The sequence below is a fragment of the Asticcacaulis sp. DW145 genome (genome assembly GCF_037101385.1).
GTDB classification, from domain to species: domain Bacteria; phylum Pseudomonadota; class Alphaproteobacteria; order Caulobacterales; family Caulobacteraceae; genus Asticcacaulis; species Asticcacaulis currens.
On record NZ_AP029024.1, the window covers coordinates 1,585,491 to 1,603,650 of the forward strand.

Below are 18,160 nucleotides of genomic sequence, written 5' to 3' on the forward strand. Positions count from 1 at the left end.
ACGGATGACACTGAAGGCTTTGGTATTGGGACTGATGCTGGCGGCCGGGCTGAGCGGCACCGCGATGGCCGAGCCCCTGAAAGCCGGTGCCCCCGGTGCGCAATTCGCCCATCTCTATTCCGACCTGCCCGTCGATCCGCAGGCGCGCTTTGGCCGCCTGTCCAACGGCATGACCTACGTCCTCTATCCGAATGTCGCCCAACCCGGAAAGGTGGTGATGCGTCTGCGCATCGGGGCCGGGCCGCTGGACGAAGCGGATGAGGAAAGCGGCATTGCCTACCTCATCACCTTCATGGCCTTTTCCGGCTCGACCCATTATCCCGACGGCGACCTGTTCCGTCAGCTTGAGCGTCAGGGCATTCAGATGGGGGCGGGTCAGCAGACCCAGACTGGAGAAGGCGAAACCAGCTATCAGATCGCCCTGCCGCGCAACGATGCGGCGACGCTCGACACCGGCTTCAACGTCATGTCAGACGTGGCCTTCGGCCTGAGCTTTCCGGAAACGGCGGATCAGCGCGACCGCGCGCTGGTGGTGACGCAACTGAACACTGCCGATCAGCCGCTTCAGCGTCGCTATGACGACTGGCTGCGCACGGCCTTTGCCGGTCAGCTCCTGCCGGAGCGGCCGCAAAAGGGGTTGCGGGATATTGTGCTCTATACGCCGCGTGAGCAGATCCGCCGCTTCTACGACACCTTCTACCGTCCCGACCGCGCCACCCTGATCATTGTGGGCGATATCGACCCGACCGCGCTGGAAAAGCGTATCGAAAAGACCTTCGGCACATGGAAGGCCAAGACTCCGGCCCCCGCGGTGCGCGATGCCGGGGCCTACATAGCCAAAGGGCCGCGCGGTACCACCTATTTCGAACCCGGCCTGCCGGAGATCATCGACATTGCCTGGCTGAAGCCCGCCGATACGCGCTTTCAGAACCGCGCGGCCGTGCGCGACATGATGCGTGAGCATCTGGCGCTGGCGGCGCTGAACAACCGTCTGGAACGCGCGGCCGCCCGCCCGGACAGCGCCCTTGCCCGCGTCGGCCTCAACCGTCAATCCTTTCAGCGCACGGGCGAAAGCCTCAGCCTGATGGTCATGCCCAAGCCGGGCGAAACGCAAAAGGCCCTTACCGAGGCCCTGACCCTGGCGCGACAGGTCGGCGAATACGGCTTCAGCGAGGCGGAATTTGCCCGCGCCGCCGCCGATTACGAGGCCGGACTGCGGCAACGGGTCGATAGCGCCACCACGCGCGCGAACGAATGGATCGCCGACATGATCGCCGGCTCGATCGAGGATCGTTACGTCATCAATTCCCCGGCGCAGGACCTGCAATTCTACAAGGAGCTTAAGCCCGACCTGTCGCGTGAGGCGATCAACACCTACATGAAGTCGCTAATGCAGCGCGACGGCCCACTGATCTCACTGAGTGGGCCCGCCCCGGTGGCCGGGCTGGACGCCGCAGCCCTTGAAAAGACCTATGCGGTGCTGGAAAAAGCCCCCGTCGCCGCGCCGGAGGCGGAAACGGACAAGGCCTGGGCCTATGCCGATTTCGGCGCACCGGTCGCGCCGGTCCGCACCGAACAGGACGCGGCGCTGGGCACGACGCGCCTGACCTATGCCAATGGCCTTAAGGTGACGATCAAGCCGTCAAAGCTGCAAGCCGGGTCGGTAATGGTCAGCGTGCGAGCTCTGGGCGGGCTGAAGCGTTTGTCACCCAAAACGCCCGATGCGGCCTTTGCCCTGAATTTCTATGATATTTTTCAGGGCGGGCTGAACAAAATGTCGGCCAGCGAGATCGAAGAATCGCTGGCGGGGATGAATTTCGACCTTGCCTATCGTCTCACCGAAGACTCCGCCGTCCTGATGGGGCAAAGCACGCCGCACGATTTTGCCCGCGAAATGCAGTTACTGCGCGCCTTCTATTCCGATGCCGCCTTCGATCCGGCCTATCTGGAACGCCTGCGCCATTCCATGCCCGCCTACTATACCTACGCCTCGGCCAGCCCGTCGGGCGTCATGGCCATGCACCTGCCGCGACTGGTCTATGATGGCGATGCGCGCCTGACGCCCCTGTCGCAGGCGGACATGCTGAGCCTTGGTAACGACCGCATTGCCGACCTGATCCGGCGCTCCCTGCACGACACCCCGCTCGAAATCGTCATTGTCGGCGATATCACGCCCGAACAGGCCCGCCCGGCGCTGGATGCCACCTTTGGTGTCCTGCCGCCCCTGCCCGCCCGCTACACCCCCGCCCCCGACGGCGGGGAGACGGCGCATTTTCCGACCACGGGCCTTTACAAGACCCTGTATCATCAGGGCAGTGCCGAACAGGCGCTGATGATGATCGCCTTCCCCACCACCGACCGCTACAGCGACCCGAAGACCGGTCTGGGGCTCGACCTGCTGGCCGAGGTTCTGAGCCTGCGCCATTATGAGGCGGGGCGTGACGAAACCGGCACCACCTACGTGCCTCTGGCGCGCCATGTGCCCTCCACAGGATTTAAAGACTTCGGCTATCTGTCGGCCACGGTGCAACTCTATCCGGGGGCTGAAAGCAGCTTCTATACCGGCTTCCTCAGCCTGATCGACGGGCTGAAAAGCGCGCCGGTGACCGATGACGAACTGCTGCGCGGGCGACAGTTGCTGTCGCGCCGCATGGCCGAAGAGGATCGCAATAACGGCTACTGGCTGGCGGCCCTGTCCGGAATCGACGCCAATGCCGGTCAGCGCGACTATGTACTGAAGCGTCAGGCCCTGCTCGATTCGCTTACCCCCGCCGATCTTCAGGCGCTGGCTAAACGCTACCTTGACCCCTCCAAAGCGCTGAAGACCGTGGTGCTACCTGTGCCGAAAAGCGACTCCAAGGCCTCCTGATCCCCCGCCAGACGCTCATAACGCTGGCACGCCATTTGAACCCTCACAGGCGAGCCGTCCCGGAACGGCACGCTTACAGATAGAACGAGGGATAACTCCATGGCTAACGATATCGACCTGCACCTGGGCAAGCGTCTGCGTCGCCGCCGTCGCCTGCTGGGTCTGACCCAGCAGCAACTGGCGCTGGCTGTCGGCATCCGCTTCCAGCAAATCCAGAAATACGAATGCGGGGCCAACCGCATTTCCGCCGCCCGCCTGTTCCAGCTCGCCAAGGCGCTGGAAACCCCGGTCACCTATTTCTACGATGGCCTCGAAGACAATACGACCGAAGTGGCCGCCGTGCAGAACGAAGGCATCGAAGTGTTTTCGCGCAAGGAAACGCTCGACCTCATTCAGGCCTATTACCGCCTGTCGGAGCGTCCGCGCCGCCGCCTGCTCGATCTGGCCAAATCGCTGAACACCGAAACCGAAACCGCGGCCTAGTCTTCATACCAAGAGGCATTGAAAATGCCTCTTGGTATGCCTTTCGAGACTGTCTCATGTCGCTGACACATATGAGACATTCTCGAGTTTTCAACGGCCCGGATGTCGTCAGCATCTTCGGCCGTTGGTATAAGTATTGAGTTCCGCCCGGCGGACGCCTACACATGCGCGCGATTCAACGTGCACAAGGTGATCTATGGCATCCTCAGCCGAACTCGAAACTCTGGAAGCCTTTATCCTTCGTCTGGCGGAAGCAGCGGCGGGCGTCGCCCTGCCGCTGTTCCGTTCCGTCGAACTGGGTGAAGTGAGCAAGCCCGGCCATTCGAGCGGCTTTGACCCGGTGACCGAAGCCGACAAGGGGGCCGAACGCGCCATCCGCGCCCTGATCGAGGCCGAATATCCCGATCACGGCATTATTGGCGAAGAATACGGCACGGTGCGCACCGAAGCCGACTATGTGTGGGTGCTGGACCCCATCGACGGCACGCGCGCCTTTATCTCCGGCTTGCCTCTTTGGACCACCCTGATCGGCCTGCGCCATAAGGGCCGCCCGATTATGGGCGTCATCGCCCAGCCCTTCCTTAAGGAAATCTTCCTCGGTTCGCCCCTCGGTTCGCGCCTGATCACCCATTCGGGATCGACGCCGCTGCGGGTGCGCGCCTGCGCTGCGCTGGATCAGGCCGTGCTGGCCACCACCGACCCCCACCTTTATTCGGGTGACGAAGAGCCCGCCTTTACCGCTCTGCGCAAGGCGTCCAAGCTGATGCGCTATGGCTGCGACGCCTACGCCTTTGCCATGGTGGCGCAGGGGACGATGGACGGCGCGCTGGAAACGGGGCTGAAGGCCTGGGACATCGACGCCATCATTCCGGTGATCGAAAACGCCGGCGGTGTGGTGACCGACTGGGCGGGTGCGCCCGTTGGTCCTTATGGTGGTCAGGTCATGGCCGCCGGTTCACGCGCCGTGCTTGAGGCCGCTATCGAGCACCTGTCCCCCGCCTCAAAGCCCGCAGAAGTGCACTGATTACGGTTTGGGCGCTAAAGCGATGTGCGGAAAAGTGTGAGCGGTTTTCCGCAAAAACATCGCGACAAAACAAAAATTTAGAGCGAAATGGCGATTCCTCTTAAAGTCATTTCGCTCTAACGTCGGCTGGCGTTCCTTCGGCGGTTTCTGCTGGGGTCTCTTCCCAGTCCTCGACCTCGACCTCATCCCGCTTGGCGCGCAGGCCTTCCGGCACCGACAAGCGTTCCGGCGGCGGTTGCGGCGCATAGACGGGGATGTCGTTCAGTTCATAGGAAGAGAAGATCGGTTGCGCCGTTACCGGACGCGCTTCGGTGTCCGCGGGCTCAGCACCGACCACTGTCTCAGGCACGGGCTCAGCGGGGACGTGCGAATCAAACACTTCGGTCGCAGCAGGGGCCACAGGTTCGCTGACCTCCACCTCGGCCACAGGCACTCCGGCCGGGGTCGCGGGCAGGGCCTCCGAGGGCAGGTTGAAGCTGATCGACTCGTCAAATTCGGCCCAGAAGGCCCGGCGATAGGCGTCCGTTTCCATCAAAATCTCGTGGTCGGCCCCGGCAATTTCGATGCAGCGTCCCTTGGTCAGCTTCTTGACGAAGGCCTTGGTCGGCTGCTTCATCATCAGGCTGTCGTCGCTAGAAATGACCACCGAAACCGGCGCGCGGATCTTCTTCAGCACCTTGCCCTTGTCCTTGAGCAGGGTGTCGCCGATACGCAGCGCAAACAAAAGCCAGCCCCAGGTCGGCGTGCCCACCGCCAGATGCGGACAGGCAAACAGTTGTTCGCGCCACAGATTATAGCGCACCGCATCGTGGGTCAGGGCGTCTTCTTCGAAGGTGTGTTCGAACGGATCGTCAAACAGTTCCGGCACGTACTCACTGGCCTGACCGTGTTTGACCTTCCAGTCGGTCTGAAACATCACCGACCACAGGGAATGTTTGCCCGTCTTGATGCGCAGCATCGGATTGATGAAGACGGCAGCGCTGAAACGCTCCTCACCGCGCGTCAGGGTCGCCAGATTGAGGGCCGCGCCCATCGAGTGGCCCAGCATCACCCACGGCTTGGGCGCGCGGTCCTCAAAGCCGTCGAGCAGGCGTTGATAATCATCCAGAAACTCGTCTTCGGAACGCGCATGACCTTTGAGACGGTCGGGCAATAAACGCGCCGACAGCCCCTGCCCCCGCCAGTCGTGTACGACGACGCAGAAACGGCGTTCCAGCAGATCGGCGACGACCTCATAATATTTCTCGATCGGTTCGGCGCGACCGGGGCTGACGAAGACGGTACCGCGCGCCGGTCCCCTGGGGTGCCAGAAGCCCAGCCGCAGCCGCAGCCCCCCTGCCCCGCGGAACCATTCACCCACGCCCCCTTCGGGCGGCCGGTATTCCGGTATCGCCATCAGCGGCGCGGCGGTGGAGAGGGAAGCGATGCGTGTCACGGGTGCGGTCTCAAACAGGGTCAGTCAGTGTATCAGGCGGGCTTGCGGAATCTAAGCGTCATCCGGTCGCTTTCACCGATGGACTCGTACAGTGTACCATCAAAATCCGGATTTGGCGGCTCCCCTCGCGGGGCCGTCAGCCGATAGGGCGGCAGGGTCCACACACCGAAGGGATGGGCCTTGTTGTCCTTGGGATTGGCGTTGATCTCGGACGCTTCAAGGAACTCGAATCCCGCCTCGGCCGCCAGTTGCTTGACGAAAGGCTCCTGCACATAGCCATTGGTGGCTGCCGGGTCCTGCGCATTGCCGACGTCGGCGCGATGCTGCTCGATGCCCAGAAGACCGCCGGGCTTGAGCGCCGCGAAGGCATCGGCAAACGCTTTTTCGGCCAGACCGGCGGCCATCCAGTCATGCAGCACCAGCAGGAAGAGAACGGAATCGACGCTTTCCGCATCGGCCAGCGCCCCCGTCTGCGGCCCGAAGGCGGAAAAGGCCAGTTCGCCATAGAGCTTGGGGTCGGCGGTAAAACGGCGGCGATATTCGGCGGTCAGGGTCGCGGCCTCCGGGGCCGTCGCCTCGTTTTCGATCAGGGCGGCCACATAGCGCCCTTTGCCGCGCGCCAGCCACGGCGCCAGAATGTCGGTCATATAGCCGGCACCGGGCCACATATCTATGACCGTGTCGCGCGGCTTGATCTCGAAAAATTCCAGCGTTTCAATGGGGTGACGGAACTTGTCGCGCTGACGGTCGATGTCGTTGCGCCACTTCCCCCCGACGGCCCACGGCAAAGTGCCCTCTTCGGCGGCCCCGCTGGCGGGCGCGGTTTCACTCTTGCGGCCGCAGGCAACAAGGCCCGCGCCGCAGGCCAGCACCGACGCCGTCAAACCCAGACGCAAGACGCCGCGCCGGTCGAAACTCAGTTTGGAATGGTCACGCGCCAATCGGCTACCCGGAAGAACTCGTTTTCAGTCGTCGAAACCTAAAGCGGTTTCTGCGCCCTGTGAAGCCTCTTGCGGGACAAAAGCCCCAACAAGCGCCAGCGATACGCAGCGGATCAGGCTTCGCCCTCGATTTCCTTCATGGCGCTTTGCAGGTAGTTGGGCTCGCCCATCAGTTTGATCAGACCGAGCTGCGTTTCCAGCCAGTCGATATGATGTTCGGTGTCCGAGAGGATGTGTCTCAACAGGTCGCGGCTGACATAGTCCTGCACGTCTTCGCACTGCTTGATGCCGGCGACCAGGACGCCATGACCGCGCGTTTCGACCGACAGATCGGCGGTCAGGCACTCGGTGATGGTTTCTCCGATCCTCAGCTTGTGCAGGTCCTGAAGATTGGGCAGGCCCTCCAGAAAGAATATGCGCTTGATCAGCAGATCGGCGTGCTTCATCTCCTCGATGGATTCCTGATAGACGATGCGGCCCAGATGGGTCAGGCCCCAGTTTTCCAGCATACGTGCATGGAGAAAATACTGGTTGATCGCCGTCAGCTCATTGGTGAGGACGGTGTTGAGAAGCTTGATAATCGCCGGATTGCCCTGCATGGCCGCACTCCTGGGGTTGACGGTGGCGGCAGGGCCGAAAACGCTGTCTATTCAGCCGCCAGCCGCACGGTGGCGCTGACGTCCTCGATCATCTGCCGGATGTCGCAGACACATTTGGCGCATTGCGGACGAGTCTGGCAATGGTTGAAGACGGCTTTTACCGTGGTTGCCCCCGATAAAATGGCCTTTTGCGCGTCTCTTTCGCGGATAGCGTTACAATTGCAAACGTACACGAGGGAACCTGTGAGTCCGGCATACAGAGCCAAATCTGAGAATGCGTCTCAGATAGCATCACCCACATTCAATTGCAAGTCACTCGCAACGCGAAGTTCGCGAATGCTTCTCAAAAACTCAGGCCTGTTCCTTGAAGGTCACAGTAACGCCGCGCTTCTTGAAATAGGACTGCATAAGCTTGCGACCCGCGCGGTTGTTCTGCGCCAGACGCGACGGCTCGACGATCGCTTCTTTCTGCCCCTCAGCCGCCAGAGCGGTCTTCAGCGCCGCAATGTGCGTGTCCAGTTGCGCATTGTCGTCGATCAGCGAGGTGTAGACGTTTTCGAGCGCTTCAGCGACAGTCAGGGTGGTCAAAAGGAAACTCCATGGCTTGCCGCCCGTCAGGGTCAGATTCCCAAACAGACAGAGCGGCCTTCATCAGAAAGCCGCTCTAGCAGAAGGCCCCGGCCCTATCAAGCCGCCGCCCAAAACAGGAAAATGGCGGACGCCGCAGGGGCTGCGGCATCCGCCAGACCCGACCGTCACGCCACGGTCAGGGTAGTCGTTTTCAGGTCGCGGCTGTTGGGCCCGACCATGATGGTGAAGGTACCGGCCTCGACCACGCGCTTCATGTCGGTATCAAAGAAGGCAAGATCGGCCGGGGTGATGCTGAGCGTCACCGTGGTCTTTGCGCCCGGTTCCAGCGTCACGCGCTTAAAGCCCTTAAGCTCCTTGATCGGGCGCGTGACCGACGAATAGTCGTCACGGATATAGAGTTGCACCACTTCGTCGCCCTTCAGCTTGCCCGTATTGGTCACATCGACCGAGACGGTCAGGCTTTCGTTAGCCGAAATACTGGCCTTCGACAGGCGCGGCGCCGAAATGTCGAAGGTGGTATAGCTGAGGCCGAAGCCGAACGGATAGAGCGGCGTGACATCGCCATCGAGATAGCCCCGGCGTGCCGTCGGCTTGTGGTTATAGAAGACCGGCAACTGACCGACATTGCGCGCGAAGGTGATGGGCAGCTTGCCGCCCGGATTGGCGCGCCCGAACAGCAGGTCGGCGGCGGCGTGGCCCGTCTCCTGCCCCAGATACCAGCCTTCGATGATGGCGTCGGCCTTGTCCTGAAGCAGGTTGATCGACAGCGGACGGCCATTGAGCAGGAAGACCACGGTCGGTTTTTTCAGCGCAAAAATGGCGGCCGCCAGATCGTTCTGCTGCCCGATCAGGTCCAGCGACTCGCGGTCACCGAGGTGGTTATCGGCCCAGGCTTCGCGCGAGGTCTGCTCATTGTCGCCCAGCACCATTACGATGGTGTCAGCAGATTTGGCGGCTTCGACCGCCTCGGCGATCAGCTTGGCATTGACCGCCGGATCGACGAACTTCACCTGGTCCGCCGCCCAGTCGCGCTTTTCGGTGAGACGGATGGCCTCACGGTATTCCAGCGTGAAGCCCTGCGCCTTGGCTTCCTTCTCCAGCCCTTCGTGGATGGAGACGACGTGACGCGGGATTTCCGAATAGCCGCCGATGGGCGTGTCCTTGGCGTGCGTGCCGAGCAGCAGCAGCTTACCGACCTTTTTGCCATCCAGCGGCAGGACGCCATTGTTTTTCAGCAGCACCGCTGAACGCACGGCGGCTTCGCGGGCCAGGGCAATGGCGTCGGGCGTCGCCGTCAGCTTGTCAGCCTGCTTGGCATCGACATAGGGGTTTTCGAACAGGCCGCCGAGGAATTTCAGCTCAAGAATACGGTGAACGATGGCGTCGATCTCGGCTTCGGATACGCGACCTGATTGCACCAGCTTGATCAGGTTCGGATAGGCTTCGCCGTCCGGCGTCTCGATATCCACCCCGGCCTTGACGGCACGATAGGCGGCTTCGGTCATATCCGGCACCAGATGGTGACGGCTGATCATTTCCTTGATGGCGAAATAGTCGGACACCAGCACGCCCTTGAAGCCCCACTCACCGCGCAACACGGTGTCGAGCAGCCACTTGTTGGCGTGCGACGGCACGCCGTCGATTTCGTTATAGGACGGCATGACCGCCGCGATCGGGGTCTCCTTGACGATCTTTTCAAACGGCGGGAAGAAAACCTCGCGCAGGGTGCGCTCGGAAATCGGTGCCGGGCCGACATTGGTGCCGTTTTCCGGCTGGCCGTGGCCGGTCATGTGCTTCAGCGTGGCAAAGACCTTGTCCTTGGCCAGCTTGCGATCCGTGCCTGAGAAGCCGGTAACCGCGGCCTTGCCCATCACGCCCATCAGGTGGGTGTCTTCGCCATAGGTCTCTTCAACGCGGCCCCAGCGCGGCTCACGGCAGACATCGACCACCGGTGCCAGCGCCAGATTGGCCCCGCGCGCGCGCATCTCGCGGGCACAGACCGAAAACACCTTCTCAACCAGTTGCGGATCGAAGCTCGACGCCAGACCGATGGCCTGCGGGAAGGAGGTGGAGTCACGCGCCACATAGCCGTGCAGGCTTTCCTCGTGCATGAACATCGGAATGCCGAGACGGGTCTTTTCGACAGCCCACTTCTGAGCGGCATTGATATAGGTGGCGGTTTCCAGCGGATTGCGGTTGACCACGCCGACATCGGCACCGGCATTGGCCTGCGTGTTTTCGACGCCGCGGCGATCGGACGGGCGCGCAATCATGCCGAGACCATTGGGGAAGGCTTCGCTGGCCTTTTTGGCATCGAAATCGCCCTTATCGTTCTGGATCTTGCCCTTTTGCAGCCAGATGCACATCATCTGGGCGACCTTTTCCTCGAGCGTCATACGCTTGAGCAGGTCGGCGGTGCGGGCTTCGACCGAGGCCGAGGCGTCCTTATACAGCGGTTTGTCCGTGGCGGCGTGTGAAGCGGCCGAAACCGCCAGAGCGGTAGCGCTGACACCGGCAGCAAAATGGCGTCGGTTCAGTTGCAAGGTCATGACTTGTCTCCCTGTGGTCGTCGCGGGACGCATCCCGTTTCACATTTCTGATTGACCGTTTTGTGTGACCGCACACTTTCCACACCACGGCTATATTTATTGCGCCGCACAAGGATTCCGCCCTGCCGCCGCTCTTATTGACGACTTGCATAACCGATATACCGGGGCTTGGAAAGGGGGTAATGATAGCGCTACCAGATAGTTTGCGCGCGGTATCGATTGCAGCCCGCGCGTCCGACGCAGCCCATAAAAAACGACACCGTTCACAGAGAACGATGTCGCTTTTTTTACTACGCTTACGAAAATAACGGCGGACAGCACAACCCGCAAGGCTGTCCGCCGCTATCTGAAGCACGGGGCGCGCTCCGAGGAGACCGGACCCCGCGTCCCAGATTCTAGAAACGGTAGGCCAGACCGACCGAAGCGACGACCGGGTTCAGATCGACCTTGGACTTCAGCGCGCCGTCATTGATCTTGGCATCGGTGTTGAACCATACCTTTTTCACGTCGGCGTTGAGTGCCCAGTTACCCTTCAGGGCGATATCGACGCCGCCCTGAAGCGCATAGCCCAGACCATCATCCAGCTTCACCTTGAAGCCGTTATAGTCCTTGCTGTTGTAGAAGATCATGGCGTTGACGCCCGCCCCCACATAGGGGCTGACGCGGCCCTTGGGGTTAAAGTGGTACTGGGCGGCGATGACCGGCGGCAGGACGCGCGTCGTATGCACCTTCACATCGGTCGTGCCACCAACGGCGCGCACTTCGTGCTTGGACGTACCCAGAATGGCCTCAACGGCGATATGGTCGGTAAAGAAGTAGGTGAAGCCGAGGCTGGGGATGGTGTCGTCCTTGACCTTGACATCCAGACCGCTATCGACGCCTGCGGCTGTCTTGATGTCGCCCTTTTCGTCCGGGGCGACGCTGGTGATGCGGGTGGTGACGATGAACTGCCCCTTGGCCTTGGGTTTGAACTCCTGCGCCGAAGCGCCATTGGCAAGGCCCATAACCAGAAGGCTGGCACCGATCAGATAAGCGATTTTCATGGCGAATACTCCTCTTCGTGCGTTTCGCTTCGAAGTTGGGTTTAACCGCCCGCCGCACGGCTGTGACCTGCGCATTACGCCGCGCGTCAGCCTGCCTCAGGGACCGGTCGTCGCGCGACAAATAACCACATTTATTTCATGGATACTCAATGATTGCGGCGGCGGCACAAGGATTGTATGACCGGAACGTAGCCGCTCTGAAAGGTAAAGGCATGTCCGTTCGCAATCTCACACCCGCCGAAGTTCAGGCCGCCCTCGACAGCGGTGCGATCCACCTGATTGATGTGCGCGAGGTGTATGAGTATGAGCGCGTGCGCGTCGCCGGCAGCCTTAACCTGCCCCTGTCCACCTTTCATCCGGCCGAACTGCCACAGGACGGCAAGGAGATCATCTTCATGTGCGCCGGGGGTGTGCGTTCGCTGCGCGCCATTGAAGCCGCGCAGGCGTTCGGTCTCACTACCGACGCGCATCTCGCACCCGGCATCAATGGCTGGATCGCTGCGGGCCTGCCGGTGGAAGGCTGATTATTTAGAGGTGAGACTGTCGAAAAGGCCCCCGTCGTCGAAGTGTCGGGCCTGAACCGCGGGCCAGCCGCCAAGATCGCGGATGGTGGTCAGTTCTATCGACGGGAACTGTGCCGCATATTTGGTTGCTGCGGCCGCCTCCAGCGGACGGTAATAATATTTGCCGACAAGGTCCTGCGCGGGCGGGCTATAGAGATACTCCAGATAGGCTTTGGCCACCTCAGCCGTGCCGCGTTTGGCGACCACCTTGTCGAGCCAGGCCACCGGCGGTTCGGTCAGGATCGAGGTCGGCGGGGTCACGATCTCCAGCGCGTCTCCTGCGCCTAATTCCTTCACCGCCAGATGGGCTTCGTTCTCCCAGGTAAGAAGAACATCGCCGAGCCCGCGCTGGACAAAGGTCGTGGTCGATCCGCGGGCGCCGGTATCGAGCACGGGGACATGAGCATAGAGCTGGCGAATAAACTCTTCGGCACCCGCTTCGCCGCCGCGTGTTTTGAGCGCCCACGCCCAGGCCGCCAGATAGTTCCAGCGCGCGCCGCCGCCGGTCTTGGGATTGGGGGTAATGACCTCCACACCGGGGCGGATCAGATCACCCCAGTCCCTGAGGCCTTTCGGGTTCCCCTTGCGCACCAGAAACACAATCGTCGAGGTATAAGGGGCCGACTCATGCGGCAGCCGGGCCTGCCAGTTGGGATCAGTCAGGCCCGCCTTGGCGAGGCGGTCGATGTCGGCCGACAAGGCCAGCGTCACCACATCGGCCTCAAGACCGTCGATCACCGCGCGCGCCTGTTTGCCGGACCCACCGTGTGACTGACGGATCACGACCTCTTGCCCGGTCTTCTCTTGCCAGTGTTTGGCGAACAGCCCGTTGAACTCTTCGTAGAATTCCCGTGTCGGATCATAGGAGACGTTAAGCAGTTCGAGAGCCGGCTTTTTCGCCGCCGGCGCGGGTGTACAGGCCGACAGCAAGGTCAGAGCGGTGGCGCTGGTCAGAAGGTGGCGGCGGTCAAGGACAGGTGTGGTCATGAAAGTCATCCAGTGAAGAGGGCGTCTGCACAGGTGCGCAGACGCCCGACTGTCAGGTCTTTGATCTGATCAGGCTCAGTGCGCTGATCAGAACGCTTTACGCACAGTGACGCCGAAGCTGCGCGGGTCGCCGGGCTGGCCATAGATGGCGCCGGAGTTCCCGGCCTGAAGGCTGAGGAATTGAAGATACTCTTCGTTGAAGGCGTTCTTGGCCCACAGGAAGACCTCGGTGCCGCCGCTGGCGCGGTAGCCGACGCGGAAGTTGGCAATGGTCGAAGCCTCGACGACCGTATATTTCGATACCGACGGATCGGAGTTCCAGTCCGAGCGGTAGGAGACATCGCCGCTGAAATAGGCATCGCCGCTCAGCTTGCCGATGGTCGCCGGGTGGTTATATTCCCAGCCGACAGACCCCGCCCATTTGGACAGGCCCGGCAGGTCCTTGCCGCTGAGGTCGGCAACGGAGGAACTGGAGGTTTGCAGCTCCAGAGGGGCCGGACCGTTCCTGAACGAGGCGTACTTGCCATCGGTATAGCTCACCGAGCCATAGATCAGCAAATTATCCGTCGGACGGAACTTGCCGTCCAGTTCGACGCCGCGCACCTCGACCTTCTCGATATTGGCGAGGTAGGGACGAATGGCCCCCAGATTACCGTCCACCACCGTCGCCTGATAATCTTTGACGTCGGTGCTGTAGACCGCGACATTGACCGTGGCGCGCTTGTCCCAGAACTGCGTCTTCAGGCCCGCCTCGATGGTCTCCACCTCTTCCGGCTTGACGACGATGGAGGCGGTGAAGGGCTGGAAGTTGGCATCGACCGGCACACCAGCGGCATTGATACCGCCCGACTTATAGCCCTTCGACAGGTTGACATAGCCCAGCACGGTGGGCGTCAGGTCATAGGCGAAGTTGATCTGACCCGACGGGCTGTCGTCCTGATAATCGGCCGTATAGGCATAGGTCGGGGCGATATTGTTCTTGGCCGTGATCTGGGCCGGAACTGTGGTCGCCAGTCCGCCGGTGACGATCTGGCGGAAGCTGCCGTCCTTTTCCTCATAGGTGTAGCGCAGGCCCGGCGTGATACGGAAACGGTCCGTCACATTCCAAGTCAGTTGCCCGAACAGGGCATAGGAGCGCACCTTGGTTACCACGTGGGTGTTGGAGGTCATGCCGTCGATCAGGTTCGAGGGCACACTGGTGCCGATCAGCCAGAAGGCACCGTCCTTGCCCCACTGTTCCACGCCATTGGTTTCGACGCGCTGATTGAAGCCATAGGCCCCGACCACCCAGTTGACCTTGCGATCGCCATTGGAGGCCAGACGGACTTCCTGAGAGATTTGCTGCTGTTCGGAATAGTTGTTGGACTTGGTACGGATCGACAGAGAGGTGTAGTCGCGGTCGTTCTGCGGCGTCCAGTCCCAGTCACGATAGGCCGTGATCGAGGTCAGGGTGACATCGCCCAGGTCCCAGTTGACCGTGCCCGACAGGCCATTGATCACCTGCTTGGCTTCCAGCGGCGAATTGACATCGACCAGCCGGTCATAGGGGTTGGTGGACGGCGGCGCGTAGTTGAGCGCCGCGGCCAGGGCCGGAAACTGACGATTGGCGGCCCGCAGCGACGCGCCATAGCGCACGAAGGTCTGGGTATTGGCTTCCGGGTCCTGATAGGCAAAGTCGTAAGACAGGCGCACATTCAGCTTATCCGACGGCTTCCACAGCAACTGGGCGCGCAGGACCTGACTGTTCAGATCGTTCTGCTTGACGTTCAGATAGGTGTTCTTGAACAGGCCATCGCGCTTGGTGCCGCCAAAGGCGACTCGCACCGCCACCGTGTCGCTGAGCGGACCCGACAGGCTGACCTTGGTTTGCAGAAAGCCATAGTCACCGACGCTGGCCTCGACACGGCCTTCCGGCGTGAAGCTGGGGGCGCGGGTGGTGATGTTGAGGGCGCCGGCAGTGGTGTTCTTACCAAACAAGGTGCCTTGCGGGCCGCGCAGGATTTCGACGCGCTCAATGTCGATCAGATCGACAACGGCCGAGCCGGGGCGGGCATAAAAGACTTCATCGACATAGATGCCGACACCCTGCTCAAGCCCGTCATTGGTGAGGCCAATGCCCGACCCCAGACCGCGAATGGTCGTCGCCGTATTGCGTGGGTTGGACGAGATGAATTGCAGGCTCGGCTGAACCTTTTGCAGGTTCTCTACATTGTAGATGCCGGCGGATTCAAGTTGCTCACCGGAGATGGCCGAGACGGCGATCGGCACCTTTTGCAGGTTTTCGCTTTTGCGGCGGGCGGTGACATAGACGTCAGTGACTTCGGCCTTGCTCCGGTCGGCAGCAGCGGGGGCCTCATCATCAGCGGCAAAAGCCGGTACAGTCAGGGCGAGCGAAGTCACACCAGCCAGAAGGGCAAGCGCGACCTTCCCCGCCTGTGCAGCGGAGGGGGAGATAGACATGGAGGAAACCTTCGTGTGTGAAAGGCGACGCTTCCGGTCGGTCCGGTCAGGGCGCGGTGCTTTTCTTTTGTTTAAGCGGACTAATCGCGGCGGGTCTCGAAACGGACCTTTTCGCTTTTTTCGATCTGAACGATACGCGAGTCGTGGATGACCACTTCGACCGATCCATAACGGATCTGGCTGATGGCATTCAGAATATGCTGTTCCGCGTCGGAGAGAGGGCGCGGCGCGGTCAGGTGATGCAGAGGGCTCATGGTGTTTACCTCAGCGGCGATAATTACCATCAAATAAGTCGTCTATAACCCCGTTTCCGTCAAATGAATTCTGGCAGAGTTTAGAAATGATCCTGTGTCCGAACACCCCCGCAGAGGGGCGTATGCACGCAAAAAGCAAGAGAGAATTGAATTTATTTATTTGTATTTAAACAGATATTTTTAAGCACTTGCAAATGCCCACGATGAATCCACACGCACAGATTACCAAAAGCGGCACCTCAAAAGCCCGCCACAATCTCGCCCGGCTTTAGCCATTCTAATCCAAATTCGACTTAAAACGGTTTTAATTCCGCTCAGGCGCCATGGAAGAAGTCGTAGATGCGCTGAGCCAGGGCCTCATTGATGCCCTCCACCTTGCGCAGGTCTTCGATACGCGCCTTGCCCACCTCCCGGCCTGACCCGAAGGCGGCCAGCAGGGCGCGCTTTTTACGAGGACCGATCCCTTCGATCTCATCCAGCGGATTTTTGGTGATCGCGGCGTCGCGCTTCTGGCGATTGGCTCCGATGGCATAGCGGTGCGCCTCATCGCGCAGGCGCTGAAGATAGTACAGGACCGGCGATTTGGGCTCCATCATGAAAGGGGCGCGCCCCGGCATAAAGAAGCGCTCCATCCCGGCGTCGCGATCCGGCCCCTTGGCCACGCCGACAATGCGGATATCGTCCATTCCGAGTTCGCGCATCACGTCCAGAACGGCCTCCAGCTGCCCCTGCCCGCCATCGACCAGCACCAGATCCGGACGGCCAAAGCCTTCTTCCTCTGTCGCATCTTCCGCGCGGTTCTTCAGACGCAAAAACCGACGACGGAACACTTCGCGCATCATGGCGTAGTCGTCACCGGCCGTCATCTTATCGAGGTCGCGGATGGTGAATTTACGGTACTGCCCCTTCATAAAGCCTTCGGGCCCCGCGACGACCATGCCGCCAACGGCGTGCGTGCCGCCAAGGTGCGAGTTGTCGTAAACCTCAATGCGGTTGGGCGGGGCGGGCAGCTCAAACACCTCCGCCACGCCTCTCAACAGGCGCGTCTGCGCCGACTGTTCGGCCATACGCCGCCCCAAGGCCGCCTTGGCGTTGTTGAGGGCATGGGCCACGGCATCGGCCTTTTCGCCCCGGCGCGGGCAATGGATCTCGACCTTACGACCGGCGCGCAGTGACAGGGCCTCCATCATCAGGTCCGGCTCGCTCAAGGGGTGAGAGACAAGGATCAGCTTCGGCACCGGGCGGTCCTGATAGAACTGCCCCAGAAAGGCGTCGAGGATTTCGCCCTCGGCACTGTCGGCCTCTTCGCCGCTGTCGGGCACGCGGGGGAAGTAGGCGCGGTCGCCCCAGTTCTGCCCCGCGCGGAAAAAGATAGTCTGAACACAGGCCGCCCCACCTTCGCTAACCACCGCAAAAACGTCGGCCTCGGCCTCACCAATGCCGATGGAGGACGTCATGGAGACGTGGTTGAGCGCCCGCACCCGGTCACGCAGGTGCGCCGCCTTCTCGAAATCCATATCGTCTGAGGCCTTCATCATGCGCTTGGTCAGGTCGTCGATGACCACGCGCGAGCGGCCTTTGAGAAAGGCCTCGGCCTGTCCCACCAGTGCGCCGTAATCCTCAAGGCTGACTTCACCCGTGCACGGCGCCGAACAGCGGCGAATCTGATGTAACATGCAGGGCCGCGTGCGCGAGGCATAGACGCTGTCGGTGCAGGTACGCAGTAGGAAGGCGCGTTGCAGCGTGTCGAGCGTGCGGTTGACCGCCTGAGTCGAAGCGAAGGGGCCGAAATATTCGCCCTGAATGGCGTGCGCCCCGCGGTGCTTAGTGATCTGCGCCGCCGCGTGGTCCTTGCGCACAAGTATCTCGGCAAAGGATTTATCGTCGCGCAGCAGCACATTATAGCGCGGCTTAAGCGCCTTGATCAGGCGCGCCTCCAGCAGCAGGGCCTCGCCCTCGGTCTGGGTGCGCACAATCACCATCGACCGCGTCAGATAGACCATGCGCGCGATGCGTTGGGCATGGACGCGACCCTGCGCATACTGAAGGATGCGCTTTTTCAACGACTTGGCCTTACCCACATAGAGCACCTCGTCGTTTTCGCCGATCATGCGATAGACGCCAGGCTTGTCTTCCGCCAGCCGCGCCTCACGCAGGATCAGAGCCGCCCCCGTCAGGGGCTCATCGGTCGGCAGGGTTTCGGTTAAGGCATCGGTCGGCAGGTCGGACATGCTCCCGATATAGGCGAAGGGCCGGAACGGGGCAAGAACATCCGCATCCACCTTCTCTTCTTAAATGACACAATTGCAAAGGTGCGCCACAGGAATTGACTTGCCTTCGTCAAGGCATGGCGTCATGGAGG

General features: G+C 61.4%; 15 protein-coding genes. 4 read left to right on the forward strand and 11 right to left on the reverse strand.

Annotated features, from left to right (window positions below):
• Positions 1-4 precede the first annotated feature (4 nt).
• The 3 genes from AACH73_RS07310 (at position 5) to hisN (ending at position 4,376) form a co-directional block, all read left to right on the forward strand.
• Entirely contained in the window at positions 5-2,869 is a 2,865-nt protein-coding gene (locus AACH73_RS07310) for an insulinase family protein (protein WP_338734463.1), read from the forward strand.
• Between the two features lie 99 nt (positions 2,870-2,968).
• Positions 2,969-3,352 carry a helix-turn-helix domain-containing protein gene (locus AACH73_RS07315; RefSeq protein ID WP_013479089.1) on the forward strand — a complete coding sequence of 128 codons (384 nt, stop codon included), beginning with the start codon at positions 2,969-2,971 and terminating at the stop codon, positions 3,350-3,352.
• 196 nt (positions 3,353-3,548) lie between these two features.
• Positions 3,549-4,376: a histidinol-phosphatase gene (hisN, locus tag AACH73_RS07320; protein ID WP_338734464.1), complete on the forward strand. Its 828-nt coding sequence runs from the start codon at positions 3,549-3,551 to the stop codon at positions 4,374-4,376.
• A 106-nt stretch (positions 4,377-4,482) separates the two neighbouring features.
• Here hisN and AACH73_RS07325 read toward each other — a convergent pair whose 3' ends face one another.
• The 7 genes from AACH73_RS07325 to AACH73_RS07355 all read right to left on the reverse strand — a co-directional run bounded on the left by AACH73_RS07325 (position 4,483) and on the right by AACH73_RS07355 (position 11,534).
• Positions 4,483-5,811: an alpha/beta fold hydrolase gene (locus AACH73_RS07325; RefSeq protein WP_338734465.1), complete on the reverse strand. Its 1,329-nt coding sequence runs from the start codon at positions 5,809-5,811 to the stop codon at positions 4,483-4,485.
• Between the two features lie 32 nt (positions 5,812-5,843).
• Entirely contained in the window at positions 5,844-6,752 is a 909-nt protein-coding gene (locus tag AACH73_RS07330; RefSeq protein WP_272741239.1) for a methyltransferase, read from the reverse strand.
• A 113-nt stretch (positions 6,753-6,865) separates the two neighbouring features.
• Positions 6,866-7,351 carry a bacterioferritin gene (gene bfr / locus AACH73_RS07335; protein ID WP_272741240.1) on the reverse strand — a complete coding sequence of 162 codons (486 nt, stop codon included), beginning with the start codon at positions 7,349-7,351 and terminating at the stop codon, positions 6,866-6,868.
• Positions 7,352-7,398: 47 nt separating this feature from the next.
• A complete protein-coding gene (locus AACH73_RS07340; protein WP_013479094.1) occupies positions 7,399-7,584 on the reverse strand; it encodes a (2Fe-2S)-binding protein in 186 nt (61 codons plus the stop codon).
• 118 nt (positions 7,585-7,702) lie between these two features.
• The gene (locus tag AACH73_RS07345; RefSeq protein WP_272741241.1) at positions 7,703-7,939 is read right to left on the reverse strand and encodes a hypothetical protein; all 237 of its coding nucleotides are present in this window, start codon (positions 7,937-7,939) and stop codon (positions 7,703-7,705) included.
• 167 nt (positions 7,940-8,106) lie between these two features.
• Positions 8,107-10,491 carry a glycoside hydrolase family 3 N-terminal domain-containing protein gene (locus AACH73_RS07350; RefSeq protein ID WP_338734466.1) on the reverse strand — a complete coding sequence of 795 codons (2,385 nt, stop codon included), beginning with the start codon at positions 10,489-10,491 and terminating at the stop codon, positions 8,107-8,109.
• 395 nt (positions 10,492-10,886) lie between these two features.
• Positions 10,887-11,534: an OmpW family outer membrane protein gene (locus AACH73_RS07355; RefSeq protein ID WP_272741243.1), complete on the reverse strand. Its 648-nt coding sequence runs from the start codon at positions 11,532-11,534 to the stop codon at positions 10,887-10,889.
• A 212-nt stretch (positions 11,535-11,746) separates the two neighbouring features.
• Here AACH73_RS07355 and AACH73_RS07360 point away from each other — a divergent pair, with 212 nt between their 5' ends.
• Positions 11,747-12,058: a rhodanese-like domain-containing protein gene (locus AACH73_RS07360; protein ID WP_272741244.1), complete on the forward strand. Its 312-nt coding sequence runs from the start codon at positions 11,747-11,749 to the stop codon at positions 12,056-12,058.
• On the opposite strand, the gene AACH73_RS07365 is transcribed toward AACH73_RS07360, so the two are convergent.
• From AACH73_RS07365 to uvrC, 4 genes are all read right to left on the reverse strand, one after another.
• Positions 12,059-13,093 (reverse strand): sulfate ABC transporter substrate-binding protein, encoded by a 1,035-nt coding sequence (locus AACH73_RS07365; protein WP_338734467.1) that lies wholly within the window; start codon positions 13,091-13,093, stop codon positions 12,059-12,061.
• A 78-nt stretch (positions 13,094-13,171) separates the two neighbouring features.
• Entirely contained in the window at positions 13,172-15,544 is a 2,373-nt protein-coding gene (locus AACH73_RS07370; protein WP_338734468.1) for a TonB-dependent receptor, read from the reverse strand.
• An 80-nt stretch (positions 15,545-15,624) separates the two neighbouring features.
• Positions 15,625-15,798, reverse strand: coding sequence for a YezD family protein (locus tag AACH73_RS07375; protein WP_272741247.1), 174 nt, complete (start codon positions 15,796-15,798; stop codon positions 15,625-15,627).
• 314 nt (positions 15,799-16,112) lie between these two features.
• The gene (uvrC, locus tag AACH73_RS07380; RefSeq protein WP_338735721.1) at positions 16,113-18,029 is read right to left on the reverse strand and encodes an excinuclease ABC subunit UvrC; all 1,917 of its coding nucleotides are present in this window, start codon (positions 18,027-18,029) and stop codon (positions 16,113-16,115) included.
• Positions 18,030-18,160: the final 131 nt, after the last annotated feature.

Bases quoted from the DNA above. Each gene is read 5' to 3' on its own strand.
- AACH73_RS07360 (WP_272741244.1), top strand. From the start codon at position 11,747: ATGTCCGTTCGCAATCTCACACCCGCCGAAGTTCAGGCCGCCCTCGAC.
- uvrC (WP_338735721.1), bottom strand. From the start codon at position 18,029: ATGTCCGACCTGCCGACCGATGCCTTAACCGAAACCCTGCCGACCGAT.
- hisN (WP_338734464.1), top strand. From the start codon at position 3,549: ATGGCATCCTCAGCCGAACTCGAAACTCTGGAAGCCTTTATCCTTCGT.
- AACH73_RS07365 (WP_338734467.1), bottom strand. From the start codon at position 13,093: ATGACTTTCATGACCACACCTGTCCTTGACCGCCGCCACCTTCTGACC.
- AACH73_RS07315 (WP_013479089.1), top strand. From the start codon at position 2,969: ATGGCTAACGATATCGACCTGCACCTGGGCAAGCGTCTGCGTCGCCGC.
- AACH73_RS07350 (WP_338734466.1), bottom strand. From the start codon at position 10,491: ATGACCTTGCAACTGAACCGACGCCATTTTGCTGCCGGTGTCAGCGCT.
- AACH73_RS07355 (WP_272741243.1), bottom strand. From the start codon at position 11,534: ATGAAAATCGCTTATCTGATCGGTGCCAGCCTTCTGGTTATGGGCCTT.
- AACH73_RS07370 (WP_338734468.1), bottom strand. From the start codon at position 15,544: ATGTCTATCTCCCCCTCCGCTGCACAGGCGGGGAAGGTCGCGCTTGCC.
- AACH73_RS07375 (WP_272741247.1), bottom strand. From the start codon at position 15,798: ATGAGCCCTCTGCATCACCTGACCGCGCCGCGCCCTCTCTCCGACGCG.
- AACH73_RS07310 (WP_338734463.1), top strand. From the start codon at position 5: ATGACACTGAAGGCTTTGGTATTGGGACTGATGCTGGCGGCCGGGCTG.
- bfr (WP_272741240.1), bottom strand. From the start codon at position 7,351: ATGCAGGGCAATCCGGCGATTATCAAGCTTCTCAACACCGTCCTCACC.